This is a genomic window from Amycolatopsis decaplanina DSM 44594 (assembly GCF_000342005.1).
Classification (GTDB): Bacteria; Actinomycetota; Actinomycetes; order Mycobacteriales; family Pseudonocardiaceae; genus Amycolatopsis; species Amycolatopsis decaplanina.
Genome location: NZ_AOHO01000067.1, coordinates 169,680 through 186,149 on the forward strand (window position 1 = coordinate 169,680; position 16,470 = coordinate 186,149).

18 protein-coding genes are annotated in these 16,470 nt (G+C 68.8%); 9 read left to right on the forward strand and 9 right to left on the reverse strand.

Annotated elements, in window-relative coordinates; translation table 11 throughout:
* Positions 1–29: 29 nt before the first annotated feature.
* The 4 genes from H074_RS25340 to pucL are packed head-to-tail and all read left to right on the forward strand — an operon-like array spanning position 30 to position 2,255.
* Positions 30–506, forward strand: coding sequence for a helix-turn-helix domain-containing protein (locus tag H074_RS25340; RefSeq protein WP_007032919.1), 477 nt, complete (start codon positions 30–32; stop codon positions 504–506).
* A gap of 58 nt (positions 507–564) precedes the next feature.
* Entirely contained in the window at positions 565–1,056 is a 492-nt protein-coding gene (gene uraD / locus H074_RS25345) for a 2-oxo-4-hydroxy-4-carboxy-5-ureidoimidazoline decarboxylase (protein WP_039923353.1), read from the forward strand.
* On the forward strand, positions 1,053–1,370 hold the full coding sequence (uraH, locus tag H074_RS25350; RefSeq protein WP_007032921.1) for a hydroxyisourate hydrolase: 318 nt from the start codon (positions 1,053–1,055) through the stop codon (positions 1,368–1,370). The genes uraD and uraH overlap by 4 nt, the downstream gene beginning before the upstream one ends.
* Positions 1,371–1,376: 6 nt before the next feature.
* On the forward strand, positions 1,377–2,255 hold the full coding sequence (pucL, locus tag H074_RS25355; RefSeq protein WP_007032922.1) for a factor-independent urate hydroxylase: 879 nt from the start codon (positions 1,377–1,379) through the stop codon (positions 2,253–2,255).
* On the opposite strand, the gene H074_RS25360 is transcribed toward pucL, so the two are convergent.
* The gene (locus tag H074_RS25360) at positions 2,252–3,775 is read right to left on the reverse strand and encodes an alpha/beta hydrolase (RefSeq protein WP_007032923.1); all 1,524 of its coding nucleotides are present in this window, start codon (positions 3,773–3,775) and stop codon (positions 2,252–2,254) included. The genes pucL and H074_RS25360 overlap by 4 nt on opposite strands.
* A 113-nt stretch (positions 3,776–3,888) precedes the next feature.
* Positions 3,889–4,887: an SGNH/GDSL hydrolase family protein gene (locus tag H074_RS25365; protein ID WP_007032924.1), complete on the reverse strand. Its 999-nt coding sequence runs from the start codon at positions 4,885–4,887 to the stop codon at positions 3,889–3,891.
* Positions 4,888–5,010: 123 nt separating this feature from the next.
* Here H074_RS25365 and H074_RS25370 point away from each other — a divergent pair, with 123 nt between their 5' ends.
* The gene (locus tag H074_RS25370; protein ID WP_007032925.1) at positions 5,011–5,583 is read left to right on the forward strand and encodes a TetR/AcrR family transcriptional regulator; all 573 of its coding nucleotides are present in this window, start codon (positions 5,011–5,013) and stop codon (positions 5,581–5,583) included.
* Positions 5,584–5,628: 45 nt separating this feature from the next.
* Here H074_RS25370 and H074_RS25375 read toward each other — a convergent pair whose 3' ends face one another.
* From H074_RS25375 to H074_RS25405, 7 genes are read right to left on the reverse strand one after another with little or no spacing between them, the layout of a single operon-like run.
* The gene (locus tag H074_RS25375) at positions 5,629–6,000 is read right to left on the reverse strand and encodes an allophanate hydrolase-related protein (RefSeq protein WP_039923355.1); all 372 of its coding nucleotides are present in this window, start codon (positions 5,998–6,000) and stop codon (positions 5,629–5,631) included.
* Positions 5,991–7,433 (reverse strand): NCS2 family permease, encoded by a 1,443-nt coding sequence (locus H074_RS25380; protein ID WP_007032927.1) that lies wholly within the window; start codon positions 7,431–7,433, stop codon positions 5,991–5,993. Before H074_RS25380 ends, H074_RS25375 begins: the two co-directional genes overlap by 10 nt.
* A 35-nt stretch (positions 7,434–7,468) precedes the next feature.
* Positions 7,469–7,963 carry a nucleoside deaminase gene (locus tag H074_RS25385; protein WP_007032928.1) on the reverse strand — a complete coding sequence of 165 codons (495 nt, stop codon included), beginning with the start codon at positions 7,961–7,963 and terminating at the stop codon, positions 7,469–7,471.
* A 34-nt stretch (positions 7,964–7,997) separates the two neighbouring features.
* Positions 7,998–10,283 (reverse strand): xanthine dehydrogenase subunit D, encoded by a 2,286-nt coding sequence (pucD, locus tag H074_RS25390; protein ID WP_007032929.1) that lies wholly within the window; start codon positions 10,281–10,283, stop codon positions 7,998–8,000.
* Positions 10,280–11,629, reverse strand: a complete 1,350-nt coding sequence (locus tag H074_RS25395) for an 8-oxoguanine deaminase (RefSeq protein ID WP_007032930.1) — start codon at positions 11,627–11,629, stop codon at positions 10,280–10,282. The genes pucD and H074_RS25395 overlap by 4 nt, the downstream gene beginning before the upstream one ends.
* Positions 11,626–12,096, reverse strand: a complete 471-nt coding sequence (locus H074_RS25400) for a (2Fe-2S)-binding protein (RefSeq protein WP_007032931.1) — start codon at positions 12,094–12,096, stop codon at positions 11,626–11,628. The genes H074_RS25395 and H074_RS25400 overlap by 4 nt, the downstream gene beginning before the upstream one ends.
* The gene (locus H074_RS25405; RefSeq protein WP_007032932.1) at positions 12,087–12,956 is read right to left on the reverse strand and encodes an FAD binding domain-containing protein; all 870 of its coding nucleotides are present in this window, start codon (positions 12,954–12,956) and stop codon (positions 12,087–12,089) included. Before H074_RS25405 ends, H074_RS25400 begins: the two co-directional genes overlap by 10 nt.
* A 136-nt stretch (positions 12,957–13,092) precedes the next feature.
* Here H074_RS25405 and H074_RS25410 point away from each other — a divergent pair, with 136 nt between their 5' ends.
* Genes H074_RS25410 through H074_RS25425 form a run of 4 tightly spaced genes read left to right on the forward strand, consistent with a single transcriptional unit; the run spans position 13,093 to position 16,127 of the window.
* On the forward strand, positions 13,093–14,514 hold the full coding sequence (locus H074_RS25410; protein WP_007032933.1) for a PucR family transcriptional regulator: 1,422 nt from the start codon (positions 13,093–13,095) through the stop codon (positions 14,512–14,514).
* 1 nt (position 14,515) lies between these two features.
* On the forward strand, positions 14,516–14,998 hold the full coding sequence (locus H074_RS25415; protein ID WP_007032934.1) for a MarR family winged helix-turn-helix transcriptional regulator: 483 nt from the start codon (positions 14,516–14,518) through the stop codon (positions 14,996–14,998).
* A 36-nt stretch (positions 14,999–15,034) separates the two neighbouring features.
* Positions 15,035–15,637: a DsbA family protein gene (locus H074_RS25420; protein ID WP_039923356.1), complete on the forward strand. Its 603-nt coding sequence runs from the start codon at positions 15,035–15,037 to the stop codon at positions 15,635–15,637.
* Between the two features lie 10 nt (positions 15,638–15,647).
* Positions 15,648–16,127: a GNAT family N-acetyltransferase gene (locus H074_RS25425; RefSeq protein WP_039923358.1), complete on the forward strand. Its 480-nt coding sequence runs from the start codon at positions 15,648–15,650 to the stop codon at positions 16,125–16,127.
* The last annotated feature ends 343 nt before the right edge of the window (positions 16,128–16,470 follow it).

Genomic DNA, 16,470 nt, shown 5'->3' on the forward strand with positions numbered 1-16,470 from the left:
ACGAGCCCAGGCGGCGCTACCTTCGCTTCGTGCAGTTAGAAGCCGAGTTCACCAGCGAACCGTTCCACGGCGAGGGTCCGCCACCCGAACACGCCGTCAAAGCCCGCGACACCGCGGAAGACGCGGGCCTGTCCGCCGACTTCGGCCCGCTCGGCACCCTCGTCCGCGGCGACGCCGACGCCCTGCTCGACGCGCTCCCCGCCATCGCCAGGGCGGCACTTAACGGCGGCGCGACCCGCGTGACCCTCCAGCTCCGGCAGGTCGGCGACGACACCGCCGAACCCGCCGTCGAATTGCACAGCGCCCTCGCCCGGCTCATCGGCGACGTCGAACGCGAACTCGGCGGCAAACTCGACACCCTCGACCGCGCCGCCAAGCAGCGCGCGGTGCGGCTGCTCAAGGAACGCGGCGCGTTCGGCCTCCGCAAGTCGGTGTCGACCGTCGCCGAGGCACTGGGGGTCACGAGGTTCACGGTCTACAACTACCTCAACCGCGACCAAGACTGAAGAGTGATTTCAACAAAATGTTGACGACGGCGGAAGCGCCGCCGTACCGTCGGTTCCCGTGCCACTCACCATTCGAGAGTTCAACCAGGCTCCCGCTCACGATGTCCGGCCGGCGCTGACAGCCTGCCTCGACGTCCCGCGCTGGGTGGAAACCCTGCTGGCCAGGCGCCCGTACTCCGACCTCGCCGCGCTGCTCGCCGCGTCCGAGGCGCTCACCCCCTTGCGCCCCGAAGAGGTCCGGCGCGCCATGGCCGCCCATCCCCGGATCGGGGAGAAAGCCGGTGGCGAGAGCACCGAAGCGGGCTGGTCGCGCTCGGAACAGTCCGGTGTGGACGGTGACGCGGCGCGTGAGTTCGCCGCGGCCAACGCCGAGTACGAAGCGACGTTCGGGCATGTCTTCCTGGTCTGCGCGAGCGGCCGGAGCGGCGCCGAACTGCTGGAAAACCTCCGTTCGAGGCTCTCGAACGATCCCGAGAAGGAACTCGAAGTGGCCGGTCAAGAGCTGGCCGAGATCGCCGCGCTGCGGCTGGAGAAGGCGGTGACGGCATGAGCCTCGTGACCACGCACATCCTCGACACCGCCGCGGGACGGCCCGCCGCGGACGTCGGAGTCCGGCTCGAAACCGGCGCGGGCGACCCCATCGCGGACGGCCGGACCGACGCCGACGGACGGATCCGCGACCTCGGCCCGGAAACCCTGGAACCCGGGGTGTACCGGCTGGTCTTCGACACCGGCGCCCACCTCGGCCCGGACTCCTTCTTCCCCGAAGTCACCTTGACCTTCCGCATCGCCGACGGGACCGAGCACCACCACGTGCCGTTGCTGCTGAGCCCGTTCGCCTATTCCACCTATCGAGGGAGCTGATCGCCCGTGGCCATCACCCTGGGCCCCAACCAGTACGGCAAGGCCGAAGTCCGGCTCGTCACCGTCGAGCGCGAAGGCACCGTCCACCACCTCAAGGACCTCACCGTTTCGACGTCGCTACGCGGCGACCTCGCGGCCACGCACCTCACCGGCGACAACGCCGACGTCGTCGCGACAGACACCCAGAAGAACACCGTCTACGCCTTCGCCAAGGAGGCCCCGGTCGGCGAGATCGAGGACTTCGCGCTGCGGCTCGGACACCATTTCGTCGGTTCGCATCAGCACATCACCGGCGCCCGGATCCTGATCGACGAACACGGCTGGAACCGCATCTCCGGCCACGACCACGCGTTCTCCCAGGCCAGCAGCGAGAAACGGACGACCGCCGTGACCGTCCAGGGCGACCAGGCCTGGGTGGTCTCCGGTCTGGACGATCTCGTGGTGCTCAAATCGACCGGCTCGGAGTTCCACGGCTTCCCGCGCGACGAGTACACGACGCTGGCCGAGACGAACGACCGGATCCTCGCGACCGCCGTGACCGCGCGCTGGCGCTACCAGGGCGACGGGATCGACTGGACCACGAGCCACGCGGAGGTCCGGCGGATCCTGCTGGAGACCTTCGCGGACAAGCACAGCCTCTCCCTGCAGCAGACGCTGTACGCCATGGGAGAGGCTGTGCTCAAGGAACGCGAAGAGGTCGCCGAAGTCCGGCTCTCGCTGCCGAACAAGCACCACTTCCTGGTGGATCTGTCACCGTTCGGGCTGAAGAACGACAACGAGGTCTTCTACGCCGCCGACCGCCCGTACGGCCTGATCGAAGGTGTGGTCCTCCGCGACGACGCCGAGGACGCCGGTCTGGCCTGGCACACCCTCGCCGCCTTCTAGGGCACGGGCAGCGGCATACCGGGGACGCTCTGGTCGGCGGGGACGACCCCGTCGACCAGGAAGGCGTTCACGATCTTGTCCACGGCGGGGTTCCCGTCCGCGTAGAGCCCGTGGTCACCCTCACCGGTCACGGTCAGCATCCGCGAGTTCGCGAACCCCGCGTGCGCCTTCCGGGCGCCCTCGATCGCCGTGGCCGGATCGTGCTCGGAGTGCACGATCAGCACCGGCGGGACCCCCTTGCCGTCCATTTTCGGCAGCGGGCGCGGCTCCTTGTCCCAGAACAGGCAGACCGAGGCGTTCAGCGTGCCGCCACCCGCCAGGAGCAGACCTCGGTCCAGGTTCCGCTGCGAATCGCGGATCAGCGACTCACGGGTGCCGATGAAGCGCCCTTCACCACAGACGGTGTTCCAGAAGGTGGCGTCCTGCGCGTCGGAGAAGTCACCCGCTGCCTCGACGGCGGCCTTGGCCTCGGCCTTCGCCCGCGGGTTTTCCATCGCGTTCCGGATTTTGACCAGCAGCTCGGCCAGTGCCGGGAAGGTCGCCTTCTTGTAGAGCATGTAGATGATGGCGGTATCGAGCTCCATCGGCCCGTTCCCGTCCATCGGGTTGCGGGACAAGGCATAGCGGACCCGCTCGTAGGTCTGCCGGACCTCTTCGCCGTTGGTGCCGAAGTGGTACTTCGCGTCGTACCGCGCCATCCACGGCAGGAAGTCCTGCCGCCAGCGCCGTTCGAAGCCGACCGGCTGCCGGTCGAACGTCTTCTGCCAGTCCGTGGTGAATTCCGTCGAGGAGTCCAGTACGAACCGTCCCGTCCGCTGCGGGAACTGCTGCGCGTAGTGCGCCCCCAGCCAGGTGCCGCCCGAGACACCGACCCAGTTGATCTTCTCCCGGCCGAGCAGGACGCGGAGCAGGTCGAAGTCCCTGATCGTCTGATACGTGGTGATCAGTGGCCCGACTTCGCCGCCGGCGCTCTGGCAGGACCTGGCCACGTGCTCGGCGTTGGCCAGGATCTGGTCCAGATTGCGCGGGGCGCGGTCGCGCGGATCCAGCTGCCGGATGAGGTCGGCCGTGCCCCGGCAGGTGACGTTGGCGCTCTTGCCGGTCCCGCGCACGTCGATCCCGATGATGTCCTGGTGCTCGCGCAGTTTCTCCTGCCCGCGGAACATCGTCGGCTGCCAGCGGCCGGGGCCGCCCGGCCCACCCGGGTTGGTGAGCAGCGAGGCCGTCGACGGCCCGGTGGACTTCAGCCTGCTGACCGCGATGGTCAGGTCCTGCCGCTCCCCCGCGCGGTCCCAGTCGCGGGGCGTACGGAACGTCGCGCATTCGAGTCCGCTGATATCGGTGCCCGGCGGCAACGAGATCAGGTCCGATTCCGCGCAGGGCCGCCAATCCAGTGTCTGACCGGTGTAGTACCCGGAGATGTTCGTCGTGTTCAGCGTGCTCGCCGAAGCCGGCACGGCTCCGGCGAGCAGCCCGCCCACGACCACCGGGATCATCCCGGCGGTCAGTAGCCGCTTCATCTGCTGCCCCCTTTTCCTCGGTTTACCAACGGCTCCCGACGCTAGGGCCGGGCCCACCACGCGGACATCGACCGCAGGTAGCGCCGGAGGGTGGACCAAGGTTCAAGGCACGGCTAGGACCGCGGCACAAGTCCCGCCGCGGCGGCCTTGCGCTGGAGTTCGTCCGGAGTGGTCGCGTTTCGCGCGTCCGGCGCCTCGGTGGACGCGGCGGCGGTGCCGCCCAGCGCCTTGAAGACCAGGTCGGCTTCGGCCTTCATCCCGGCCGCGTACGGGTGGTAGGCGGCCGCCCGGAAGAGATTGGTGTCCTTGCCGCTCACCCAGGCCGCGTCACCCGAGCAGGCGTCGTGACCGCGACTCGGCCCGTAGGTGTCGACGTAGCGTGCGCCCTGCTTGCGGGCGGCTGTCGACACGGCCTTGTTGAGCGCGCGCTCGACCTCGTCGGCCCAGGCGTAGTCGCCGTCGGCGAACGGGAGGACGCCGGGACAGTACCCCTTCGAGGGAGCGATGCGCGGGTACCCGACCAGCACGATGGTGGCGGCGGGTGACCGCTCCCGGACGCCCTTGACGACCCGTTCGAGATTCCGCTGGGTGTTGGCGAGCGCGGCGAGCAGCGTGTCGGTCCCGTTGATCGTGAAGTGCTCCCTGCACGGCGAGCCGGTCGGATCGTCGTCGCGCACCTCGGGGCAGGTACCGATCAGGCTGCCGAAGACGCCGTAATCGTTGCCGCCGATGCCGATCGTCACCAGGTCGGTGTCCAGGGTCAGCGCGTCGAACTGCGGCGGGACGCTGCCCAGCGCCAGGCTCGGCGAGGGCACCGTCTGCGGTTCGGTCATGTTCGTGGTGTCCGCCGACGAACAGCTGACGTCGGTGAAGGCGCCCGGCTTGTAGTAGAGCCCGAGCTTGGTGGCGAGCCAGGCCGGGTAGTTGTTGTTCGACCGGAAGCACCAGGTCGCCTGCTGCCACGGGATCAGCGGACCCGCGGTGTAGGAGTCGCCGAGGGCGACGTACTTCCGAAAGGCCGGGGTCTCGGCGGCACTCGCCGGTGTCACCGAACTCGCCAGAGAGACGACAGCCACCAGTGTGGCGAGGACAAGTCGGGCGGTACGGCGCATGGCGACCTCGTGATCCGTCGTTGGACTACCGGCCGATCCTGACAAGTACCCACCTCCGCCCACAATAGAAGTGAGCATCTTTCACGTTTCAGCGGGTTGGATAGAACGCTCTACCATGGGGGCGTGACTGGAACGCGGGAACGCATCGTGAACGCCGGCGCCGAGCTGCTCCGGCGCAACGGGTACACCGGCACCGGGGTGAAGCAGATCGTCGAGGCCGCGAAAGCGCCCTTCGGCTCGCTGTACCACTTCTTCCCCGGTGGCAAGGAACAGCTCGGCGAGGAGGTCATCCGTACCTCGGGGATGATGTACCTCGCGCTGTTCGAGATCTTCTTCGCCGACGAGCCGGACCTGATCCACGGTATCGAGGCCTGCTTCGCCAACGCCGCCGAGACGCTGGAAGCGACCGACTACGCCGACGCGTGCCCCATCGCGACGGTCGCGCTGGAGGTCGCCAGCACCAACGAAAAGCTGCGGACCGCGACGGCCGACGTGTTCACGGCGTGGATCGAGACCGGCGCCGAGAAGCTGGGCAAGTACGGCCTCGAGCCCGAAGCCGCGCGGCGGCTCACGATCGCGTTGGTGAACAGCCTCGAAGGGGCGTTCGTGCTGAGCCGATCGCTGCGTGACACCGAAGCGCTCGAGGTCGCGGGAGCGTCGTCCGTGGCCTTCGCGCGCACGCTGCTGACCTCGTGAGTGGTAAGGACGGTTAGAACCGTCCTTACCACTCACGAGGCGCGACTAGCGGGACGCGAGATACGCCCGCCAGTCCCCCACCGCCGAGATGTCCGTCAATTCCGGTGAGTCCACAAAGGACGAGCGCAGGACGGTGGCGAGGCAGGCCGCGCCGTCCTCCAGTTCGATGACGCCCAGCTCCAGTTCCGGCGGTTCCGCGGGGACGAGGTGATCCCGCAGCACCGTGAGCGGCAGGTCGTACACCTCGCCCACGACGGAGGCGGAACCGCCTTCGCGCATCGCCGGGAACCGGTCCCCCACGGAGAAGTAGTGGTACTTGGGCGCGGATCGGGCCACACAGCACACCGGCGCGCCCTGCAACTGTTCGTGCAGCGGTCCGCCGCGCATTCCGCCACCGTTGAGGAACATCAGAACCACGACATGATCCCTTCGATCCCGAAGTACACCCCGAACACCGCGGCCAGGATCCCGAGGATCCAGCCGATCTCGCGGATCTTGCCCTTGCAGAGCTTGATCAGCACGTAGGCCACCAGCCCGGCGCCGATCCCGTTCGTGATCGAGTAGGTGAACGGGATCAGCGCGATGGTCAGGAACACCGGGATCGCGAAATCCAGGTCCTGCCACGGAATCCGGCGGCATTGCGCCATCATCATCCCGCCGATGACGACCAGCGCCGGCGCCGCGGCCTGTGCCGGGACGACGGCCGCGATCGGCGTCAGGAACAGCGTGGCGGTGAACAGCCCGCCGGTGACGATGCTCGCCAGCCCGGTCCGCGCGCCCTCGCCGACGCCGGCGGCCGATTCGAGGAACACGGTGTTCGGGGCCGATCCGGTGACACCGCCCGCGAGCGCGCCCGCGCCGTCGACGAGCAGGATGCGGCCCATCCCTTCGACCTTGCCGTTCTTGACCAGGCCCGCTTCCTCCGAAACGGACGTGATCGTGCCCATCGCGTCGAAGAACCCGGAAAGCACCAGCGTGAACAGGAACACCGCCGCCGTCACCGCGCCCGCCGACCCGAATCCGCCGAAGAGATCGATGTCCCCCAGCAGGCTGAAGTCGGGATGCGCCACGACCTGGTCGGGCACCTTGGGTTCGACCAGTCCCCAGCCTTCGACGTGGAACACGCTGTTGACCAGCACCGCGAGCCCGGTCGCGACCGCGATGCTGATCAGCACCGCGCCCGGCACCCCGCGGCTCACGAGCACGATCATCAGCAGCAGCCCGAGGCAGAAGATCGCGATCGGCCAGCCTTCCAGATGACCGCCGATCCCCATCCGCACCGGAACCGTCGACTGGGCGGAATCCGGTGTCCTGGTCACGAATCCGGCGCTGACCAGGCCGACCAGCGCGATGTAGAGCCCGATCCCGACGGTGATGGCGACCTTGAGCGCCATCGGGATCGCGTTGATGATCCGCTCCCGGATCCCGGAAACGGCCATGAACACGATGCAGACGCCTTCGAGGACGACGAGCCCGAAGGCCTGCGCCCACGTCATGGCCGGAGCCATCTGGAAGGCGACGACACCGTTGACGCCGAGACCCGCCGCGAGCGCCAGCGGCGCGTTGCCGACCAGTCCCATCAGGATCGTGGTGACCCCCGCCGCCAGCGCGGTCGCGGTGGTGATCGCCTCGGTGCTCAGCCGGGCACCGGTGATGTCGGCCGACGCGCCGAGGATGAGCGGGTTGAGCAACACGATGTAGCACATCGCGACGAACGTGGTGATCCCGCCGCGCACCTCGCGGCCGATCGTGCTGCCGCGGTGGGAGATCTTGAACCAGCGGTCGAGCCCGGGCAGCCGCCTCGGCTCGGGCGAGGGCAGGTGGGGACGCTCCGTACCTAATTGGGTCATGCCTACTCCACAACGTTGTGGGGCGGGAAGAGACTTCAGTAGGCCTTCTTGTCGGGTTTCGACAGCCAAGCCTGGAAAGGCGCGAAAGAGTCCGGAAGGGACAGTTGGCCGACGGGTAGCGACCAGGTCTCGCGCGGGCGGGAAAAGAGGTCGTAGAACTCGCGGTCGTCGAAACCCGCCTCGGCCGCGTCGTGGCGGTCCGCGGCGTAGACGACCTTGCCGACACGCGCCCACAGCGCGGCGGAAAGACAGAGCGGGCAGGGCTCGCAGGACGTGACGAGGACACAGCCGTCGAGTTTGTAGTCGCCGATCGCCTGGCAGGCCGCGCGGATCGCCACGACCTCGGCGTGCGCCGTCGGGTCGAGCGTCGGCGTCACCTGGTTGGTCCCGGTGGCCAGCACCGAACCGTCCCGGACGATCATCGCGCCGAACGGGCCGCCACCGCGTCCGACGTTCGCGGTGGCCAACTGGACGGCTTCGGCGAGCCATTTCTGCTCGTCGGACTCCGAAATGGACAGACGGGTACCCACGGATGTGCTCCTAGCTTGCGAAAAGTACGGGTTCTCAGGTGCCGGTGAGGTGTTCGGGACGCACCGGGACGCGGGTCAGCGCGAGACCGGTGGCCGCGCGGATGGCCGCGACGATCGCCGGGGTGGACGAGATCGTCGGCGGCTCGCCGACCCCGCGCAGACCATACGGCGCGTTGGGGTCGGGCCGTTCGAGGACGTCGATGTCCATCGGCGGCATGTCCAGCACGGTCGGGATCAGGTAGTCGGTGAACGACGGGTTGCGGATCTTCCCGCCGGCGGTCTGGATCTCCTCCATCACCGCGAGCCCGAGGCCCTGCGCGGAGCCGCCCTGGATCTGGCCGAGCACCGCCTGCGGGTTGAGCGCCTTGCCGACGTCCTGCGCGCAGTCGAGCGCCACGACCTTGATCAGGCCGAGTTCGGTGTCGACGTCCACGACCGCGCGGTGCGCCGCGAAACCGTACTGGACGTGCGCGTTCCCTTGCCCGGTCTCGGAATCGATGGGCACCGTCGGACGGTGACGCCATTCCACGGTCTCGTCGAAGACCTCGTCGCCGAGGACGTCGGCGAGGTCCGCGAGCACGTTGCCGTCGGCCGAGACGACCTTGTTCCCGACGACGTCCAGCTTCCCGTCCACCGCGAGCTTGCCCGCCAGATGCTTGTGCAGCCCGGATCGCACCGCGACGCACGCGGCCTGGACGGCGCCACCGGTGACGTAACTCTGCCGGGAGGCCGACGTCGAACCACCGTTGCCGATGTTGGTGTCCATCGGCAGGATCGTCACCTGCTCGATGCCGAGTTCGGTCCGCACGATCTGCTGCATGATCGTGACCAGGCCCTGACCGACCTCGCAGGCCGCGGTGTGCACTGTCGCCGCGGGTTCGCCGCCGACCAGTTGCAGCCGCACGCGAGCCGTCGAGTAGTCGTCGAAGCCTTCGGAGAAGCAGATGTTCTTGATGCCGACCGCGTACCCGACGCCCCGGACGACACCTTCGCCGTGCGTGGTGTTGGAGACTCCGCCGGGCATCCGGCGCAGGTCGAGTTCTTCGTGCGTGACCGGTAGCGGCTTGGCGCGCAGGCGTTCCAGCAGTTCGGCCACCGGGGCGGCCGAGTCGACGACCTGGCCTGTCGGCATGACGCTGCCTTCGGCCATCGCGTTGCGGATCCGGATGTCTACAGGGTCGATGCCGCACGCTTCGGCGAGCTTGTCCATCTGGGACTCGTAGGCGAAGCTCGCCTGTACCGCGCCGAAGCCGCGCATCGCACCACAAGGCGGGTTGTTGGTGTACACGCCCCAGCAGTCGACCGACGCACTGTCCACATTGTACGGACCGACGCCGAGCGTGGCGGCGTTCGCCACGACCGCACCGGTGGACGAGGCGTACGCGCCACCGTCCAGGTACAGCTTCGCCTTGACGTAGACCAGGCGGCCGTCCTTGTCGGCCCCGTGCTCGTAGTACATCTTCGCCGGGTGGCGGTGCACGTGGCCGTAAAAGGATTCCTCACGGTTGTAGACCATCTTGACCGGTTTGCCGGTGTGCAGCGCCAGCAGGCACGCGTGGACCTGGATCGAGAGGTCCTCGCGGCCGCCGAACGCGCCGCCGACCCCGCCGAGGGTCAGCCGGACCTTCTCCTTGGGCAGGCCGAGCGCGGCGACGATCTGCTGCTGGTCGACGTGAAGCCACTGCGTCGCGACGTAAAGGTCGACACCGCCTTCGGTGTCGGGGATAGCCATGCCCGACTCCGGCCCGAGGAAGGCCTGGTCCTGCATGCCGACTTCGTAGACGCCGGACACCACGACGTCGGCCTTCAGCGACTGGTCGCCATGACGGATCTTGGCGTGCCGCACCACGTTTCCGCCGGGGTGCAGCTCGGCGCCCTCGCCGGCGGCGGCCTTTTCGGAATCCGTCACCGGCTCGAGGACCTCGTAGGAGACCTTGATCCGTTTCATCGCGCGGCGCGCGGTCTCGGGATGGTCCGCGGCGACGAGCGCGACGGGCTCGCCCTGGTAGCGCACGACGTCGACGGCGAGCACCGGCTGATCCGCGTGCTCCAGGCCGTACTTGTTCACGCCGGGCACGTCTTCGTGCGTCAGCACCGCGTACACCCCTTGCACCGCAAGGGCTTCGGTGATGTCGATTCCGGTGATCCGTGCGTACGGGTGCGGGCTGCGCAGCGTCGCGCCCCACAGCATGTCCTCGTGCCACAGGTCCGAGGAGTAGGCGAATTCGCCGCGGACCTTGACCGTGCCGTCGGGCCGCCGGGGGCTCGCGCCGACCCCGTTCTCGGTGGTGGTCTGCTTGGAGGTCTCAGTGGAGGTCATACCGTCTCCCTCAGCCGGGCACTGGCCACGGCCAGCTCACGGGCGATCTCGTCTTCGGATTCCTCGCGCAGCGTTCCGCCGCTCACCACGGTCGCGCCGCCGATGAACAGACGCTCGACCGGCGGGGTCGTGCCGAGCACCAAGGCGGCGACCGGGTCGCTGATCCCGGCGTAGTTCAGGCCGTTGAGGTTCCAGACCGCCAGGTCGGCGAGCTTGCCCACTTCGATCGAGCCCAGGTCTTTCTGACGGCCCAGGCAGCGGGCGCCGCCCATCGTGCCCATCCACAACGCCTCACGCGTGGTCAGCGCACGCGGCCCCCCGCGTTGCCGAGCCTGCAGCAGTGACTGGTGCAGTTCCTCGCCGAGACCACCGGATTCGTTGGACGCGGCGCCGTCGACGCCGAGCCCGACCGGCACCCCGGCGTCGAGCAGTTGCCGGACGGGGGCGATCCCGGCGCCGATGCGCCCGTTGGACGTCGGGCAGTGCGCCGCACCGGTGCCGGTGGCGCCCATCCGCCGGATCGCTTCCGGGGCGAGGTGGATCGAGTGCGCGAGCCAGACGTCGTCGGCGAGCCAGCCGAGTTTGTCGGCGTACTCGGCCGGGGTGCAGCCGGCTTCGGCGAGGCACTGCTTCTCTTCGTCGGCCGTCTCGGCGAGGTGCGTGTGGAGCCGGACTCCCTTGCGGCGCGCCAACTCCGCCGCGCCGGTCATCAGCCGCTCGCTCACCGAGAACGGCGAGCACGGACCGGCCGCGATCTGCAAATGGGCCCCCGCGGAGGCGTCGTGGAACCGGTCGATCGCCGCCTCGGTGCCGAGCAGCGCGGCCTCGGTCTCCTCGACGAGGTTGTCCGGCGGGAGCCCGCCGTGGGACTCGCCCCGGTCCATCGAGCCGCGCACGACGTGCAGCCGCACGCCGACGCGGATCCGGGCGGCGGCGAGGGCTTCGACCTGGTCGCCACCGTCACGCGGGAAGACGTAGTGGTGGTCGGCGACCGTGGTGCAGCCGGTGGTCGCGAGCCGGGTGAGCCCGGCCGTGGCCGCCGCGTGCGTGATCCCGGCGTCGAGCCTGCCCCAGATCGGGTACAGCGCGACCAGCCACTCGAAGAGGGTGTGGTCGGCGGCGAGGCCGCGCGTGGCCCACTGGTAGAGGTGGTGATGGGTGTTGATCAGACCGGGCGTGACCAGGCATCCGGAGCCGTCGACACGTTCGTCGTACTCGCCGTCGGGCGCCTTCCCCTCGCCGACCGCCGCGATGCGGTCGTTCTCGATGACGACGTGCCCCGAGGCGTGCTCGGTGCCAGCGCCGTCGACGGTGGCGATCGCGGCGTTCTCGATGACGGTCTTCACGTGGTCTCTCCCCTGGTCGCGGCCAACCGGACTGCGTCGAGGATCTTCTCGTACCCGGTACACCTGCAGAGGTTCCCCGCCAGCGCCTCGCGAATCTCCTCGTCGGCGGGGTTTTCGACGCGGTTGAGCAGATCGTGCGCGGCCACCACGAGGCCGGGGGTGCAGAAGCCACATTGGACGGCGCCCGCGTCCACAAAGGACTGCTGAACGCGGTCCAGCTTGTCGCCCTCGGCGAGCCCTTCGACCGTGCGGACCTCGCGGCCTTCGACCTGACCGGCCGCGACCAGGCACGAACACACCGGCAGGTCGTCGAGATACACCGTGCAGGAACCGCATTCGCCCTGTTCACAGGCGTTCTTGGAGCCCGGGAGCCCGAGCCGCTCGCGGAGCACGTAGAGCAGGCTTTCGCCTTCCCAGACGTCGTCGGCCTGGCGGGACTCGCCGTTGATCGTCACGTTCACGCGCACTCGCGTTCTCCGTTCTGGAAGTCGTTCCAAGCCCAGGTCAGCGTCCGCCGCGCCAGGACGGACAGCGCGTGCTTGCGGTAATCGGCGCTACCGCGGACGTCGTCGATCGGCGACGACGCCTCCGAGACCAGCTCGCCGAACCGGCGTTTGACGGAATCCGTGAGAGACGCCTTGGTGGACCAGGGAAGTTCACCGGAGAGGAATTCTTCGGCGGCGGTCGCGCGGCGCGGGGTCGGCGCCGCCGAACCGACGGCCGCGCGGATCTCGCGGGTGTCGAGGTGCAGGGCCAGCGCGAACGAGCAGACCGCGATGACCATCGCGTTGCGCGTCCCGACCTTGGCGAACTGCTGCGGCCCGGCCTCGGCGGGCAGGTGCACCGCGGTGATCAGCTCGTCGGGTTCGAGGGCGTTCCGTTTGACGCCGAGGTAGAACTCCTCGGCCGGGATCAGCCGGGTGCCGCGGATGGACGCGGCTTCGATCTCGGCGCCGAGCACGAGTAGTACGGGATGCGTGTCACCGGCGGGCGAGGCGGCGCCGAGGTTGCCGCCGACGGTGCCCCGGTTGCGGATCTGTGGCGAGCCGACGGTGCGTGAAGCCATTGCCAACGCGGGCAGAACTTCACCCAGTTCAGCGATCACCCGGACGTAGGGCACCGAGGCGCCGAGGCGGATCCTGCCGTCGATCTCGGTCCACTCGGCGAGTTCGGTGACGCGATTGAGGTCGAGCAGCGCGCCGGGGCGGCGGTGGTCGAAGTTGAGCTCCACCATGACGTCCGTACCACCCGCGATGGGCACCGCGTCGGGTCGCTCGGCCTTGACGGCGAGCGCCTCGGTCAGCGAGCTGGGGCGCAGGAAATCCACTCTCGGGCTCCTCGGTTCGGCGGAGGTGTGTGACGGCTGACTCAGTAGACGCCCTGCGCCCGTATGGCGGCAACGGTGCCGAAGCATGAAATCTCCCCTGCACGCACCGGTCGTTTTGTGCTTTCCTACAAACCTGATGACGACCGTGAAAACTCTGCTGGCGCTGCCGGGACTGCGCTTGCGCGTGCGCGCCGGGACGGCTCTGCTCGACCGTTCGGTGTCCCGGATCTACGTCACGGAACTGCCCGATCCCGGGCGGTACGTGTCGGCGGGCGAACTCGTCCTGAGCGGGTTGCTGTGGTGGCGCGGGCCGGGCGATTCCGAGGCGTTCGTCGCCGCGCTGGCGAAGGCCGGGGCGGCGGCGCTGGCGGCGTCCGGAGCCGACTCCGATGGGATTCCCGAAGACCTCGTCGACGCCTGTACGCGACATGGGATCCCGTTGCTCGAGGTGCCTGCGGACCTGTCGTTCTCGGTCGTCACCGAACGTGTCGTACTGGCGTTGGCCGCGGCCGCGGACGGCGCTCGCAAACGTTTGCTTTCAGCGGCGACGGAAGACGCTTCGGTGGAGACGCTGCTGGAGCGAGCGCGCGCCGAGATCGGCCTTCCCTGCTGGATCGTGCCCGCCGGCACGCCGTCGGATCTGGTGCGGCGGTTCGTCGCCGCGGGCGGCCGTTCCCTGGAAGCGGATGATGTCTCCGTACGGCCCGTCGGCGGCAGGCACGCGCTGCCGTGGCTGCTCGCGATCGGCGGCGCGCTGACCGCCGCCCAGGCGGAGATCGCCGAGGAACTCGCCGGACTGATCGGGCTCGCGCGCACGCGGGCGGACGAGGTCCGCGCGGTCACCGACAGGGTGCTCGAACCGTTGCTCGCCGCACTCGACGAGGGAAGTGATCCGCACGCGGCGCTGACCGCGACCGGGCTGCGCGGCGATCTGCGCGTCGTCGTCGCGCGCACCGAAGGATCCGAAGCGGCCCGCGGCATCCTGACGGAACTGCTGCCACCGGGTGCCCTCGTCGGCCCCGCCGGGGAAACGACCTGGGCGCTGGCCGAGGACGATGGCGAATGGCCGGAGGACTGGCCCGCCACGGTGACCACCACACTGGCAGGAGTGGAGTCGCTGCTGCCGTGCCGCCGGATGCTGATCGGGATCAGCGACCGTTCCCCGGTCTCCGTGCTGCGTGGCGCGAAAGAGGTCGCGCGCTACGCGCTGGCCGTGGCGGCGGAACGACCCGGCACGATCGAGATCGTCCCGGGCGGCGAGATCGGCATGCATCGGCTGCTGCTGGCGGGCACACCCGACGACCTGCGGGCGGCGTTGCGGCGAAGGGTCCTGGGCCCGTTGCTGAGCTACGACGCCGAACAGGGCACCGATCTGGTGCACACCCTGCGCGTCTTCCTCGAATGCTCCGGTTCGCCGACGCGGGCCGCACGGGCGCTGCACGTCCACGTCAACACGTTGCGGTACCGGATCGGGCGCGCGAGCGAACTGCTCGGCGCCGATCTGACCGAGTTCACCGAGCAGCTCGACGTCTATTTGGCCTTGTCGGCAGGGAGCTGAAATGGGCATCACCACGGCGAAAGAAGCCGCTTACGACCCTCGCGTGGTCGCCTTCGGCCGGATGATGGGCGCGGCGAACCGGCTCGAATACCTGCTCGGCCGCGCACTGGAGGCCGAATGCGGGATCTCGCACCTGATGTTCGAGGTCCTGCTGATCGTCGGCAGGTCCGGTGAAGCCGGGATGAGCATGCGCGCGATCGCGCAGGAGCAGGTGCTGACCACCGGCGGCGCGACCAGGCTGGTCGACCGGATGACGACGCTCGGCCTGGTCGTCCGGACCAATGACCCCGAAGACCGCCGTGTGCAGCTCGTGCGGCTGACCGCCCAAGGCGAAGAGACGACGGTGCGGGCAGCGCGGGTGCATGTCGAGAACATCCAGCGGCTCTTCCTCGACCCGCTGCCCGCGGACCACCGCGAACGGTTCACGCAGGACCTGCGGACACTGAGCCACTCGGCACGTGACGCACTCCCCAAACTCCGGTAGGAATATCTGACCAGTCAGACATCGTTGGGTCTCGGCATGAAGCTCATCTATGTCTTCGACGCGTACTGCGGCTGGTCGTACGGGTTCGCCCGCACCATGGCCGACGTCGCGCACCGGCATCCGGACCTGCCGGTCGAAGTCGTGTCCGGTGGCCTGTTCCTCGGCGGGCGCCGGGTGCCGATCCGGCAGTTCGGCTACGTCCAGGGAGCCAACGCCGAGATCACCCGCCGGACCGGCGCACCCTTCGGGGAAAACTACGAACGGCTCATCGCGGACGGCGAGTTCGTCATGGACTCCGAGGCCGCCGCCTGCGGGATGGCGGCGTTGCGCGAGGTCGGGCCGGACCGCGCGGTGCGGCTCGCGGCCCTGCTGCAGGAGGCTTTCTACCTCGACGGGCTAAGCCTGTCCGAGGTCTCGACCTATCGCGTGGTCGCGCGGCGGGCAGGCCTGGACGGGGACGCCGTCGAGGCCGCGCTGGACCGGGTTTCCGCGGCGGGCGACTTCCGGCGGGCGCGGGAACTGGGCGTCACCGGATACCCGACCCTGCTCGCCGACGACGGAGAACGGGTCGTGACGCTGGTCGCCGGGAACGCGAGCGCGGACGAAGTGGAACGGCGGATCGGCGCACTGGTTTCCTAGACTTCGAGTCATGCCTTTGACACTCCGACGGGCGACCCCCGCGGACGCCGACGCCGTCGCGGAAATCTGGTACCACGGCTGGCAGGACGGCCACCTCGGCAATGTGCCCGACGAGCTTGTCCGGATCCGCACCCGCGAGTCGTTCTGGGAACGGGCCGCGGAACGCGTCGGCGACACGACCGTCGCTTTGATGAGCGGCGAAGTGGCGGGTTTCGTGATGGTCGTCGGCGACGAGGTCGAGCAGGTCTACGTTTCGTCGGACCATCGCGGGAGCGGAGTGGCCGGGGCACTGCTCGCGGAGGCCGAACGACTGGTGAGCGCGGGCGGGCATTCGCGCGCTTGGCTCGCCGTGGCGCCGGGGAATGCGCGGGCGCGGCGATTTTACGAGCGGTGCGGATGGGTCGATGAGGGAGAGTTCGATAATCGGGTTTCCGGTCCGGATGGACTGGTTTCGGTGCCTTGTCGGCGATACGCGAAGACTGTTGCTTGAGTCTGCCGGCGACGGGCGCATTTAGTCGACTAATTGCGCCACGCTTTCATTGCGTGGGCTTCATGCGCGATGGCGCCTTGAAACACACGAGCGCCACTTCTACGAGCAGCACCAACGGCCGAGTCCGACAACCAGGTTACCGGACCGCATGGGCCGGCTTCGGTACCCCGGGTCGCATTTAGTCGACTAATTGCGCCGCGCTTTCATTGCGTGGGATCCATGCGCGGCGACATCACTCTTCAGTGTTGTCGACTCGGTTTCATTGTCGCTTAAAATTACGAACACGCGTTCGATTTGTTCGGGTATTCTGGGGAGGTGTCCGAGACCTTTCTTCCCGAGTTGC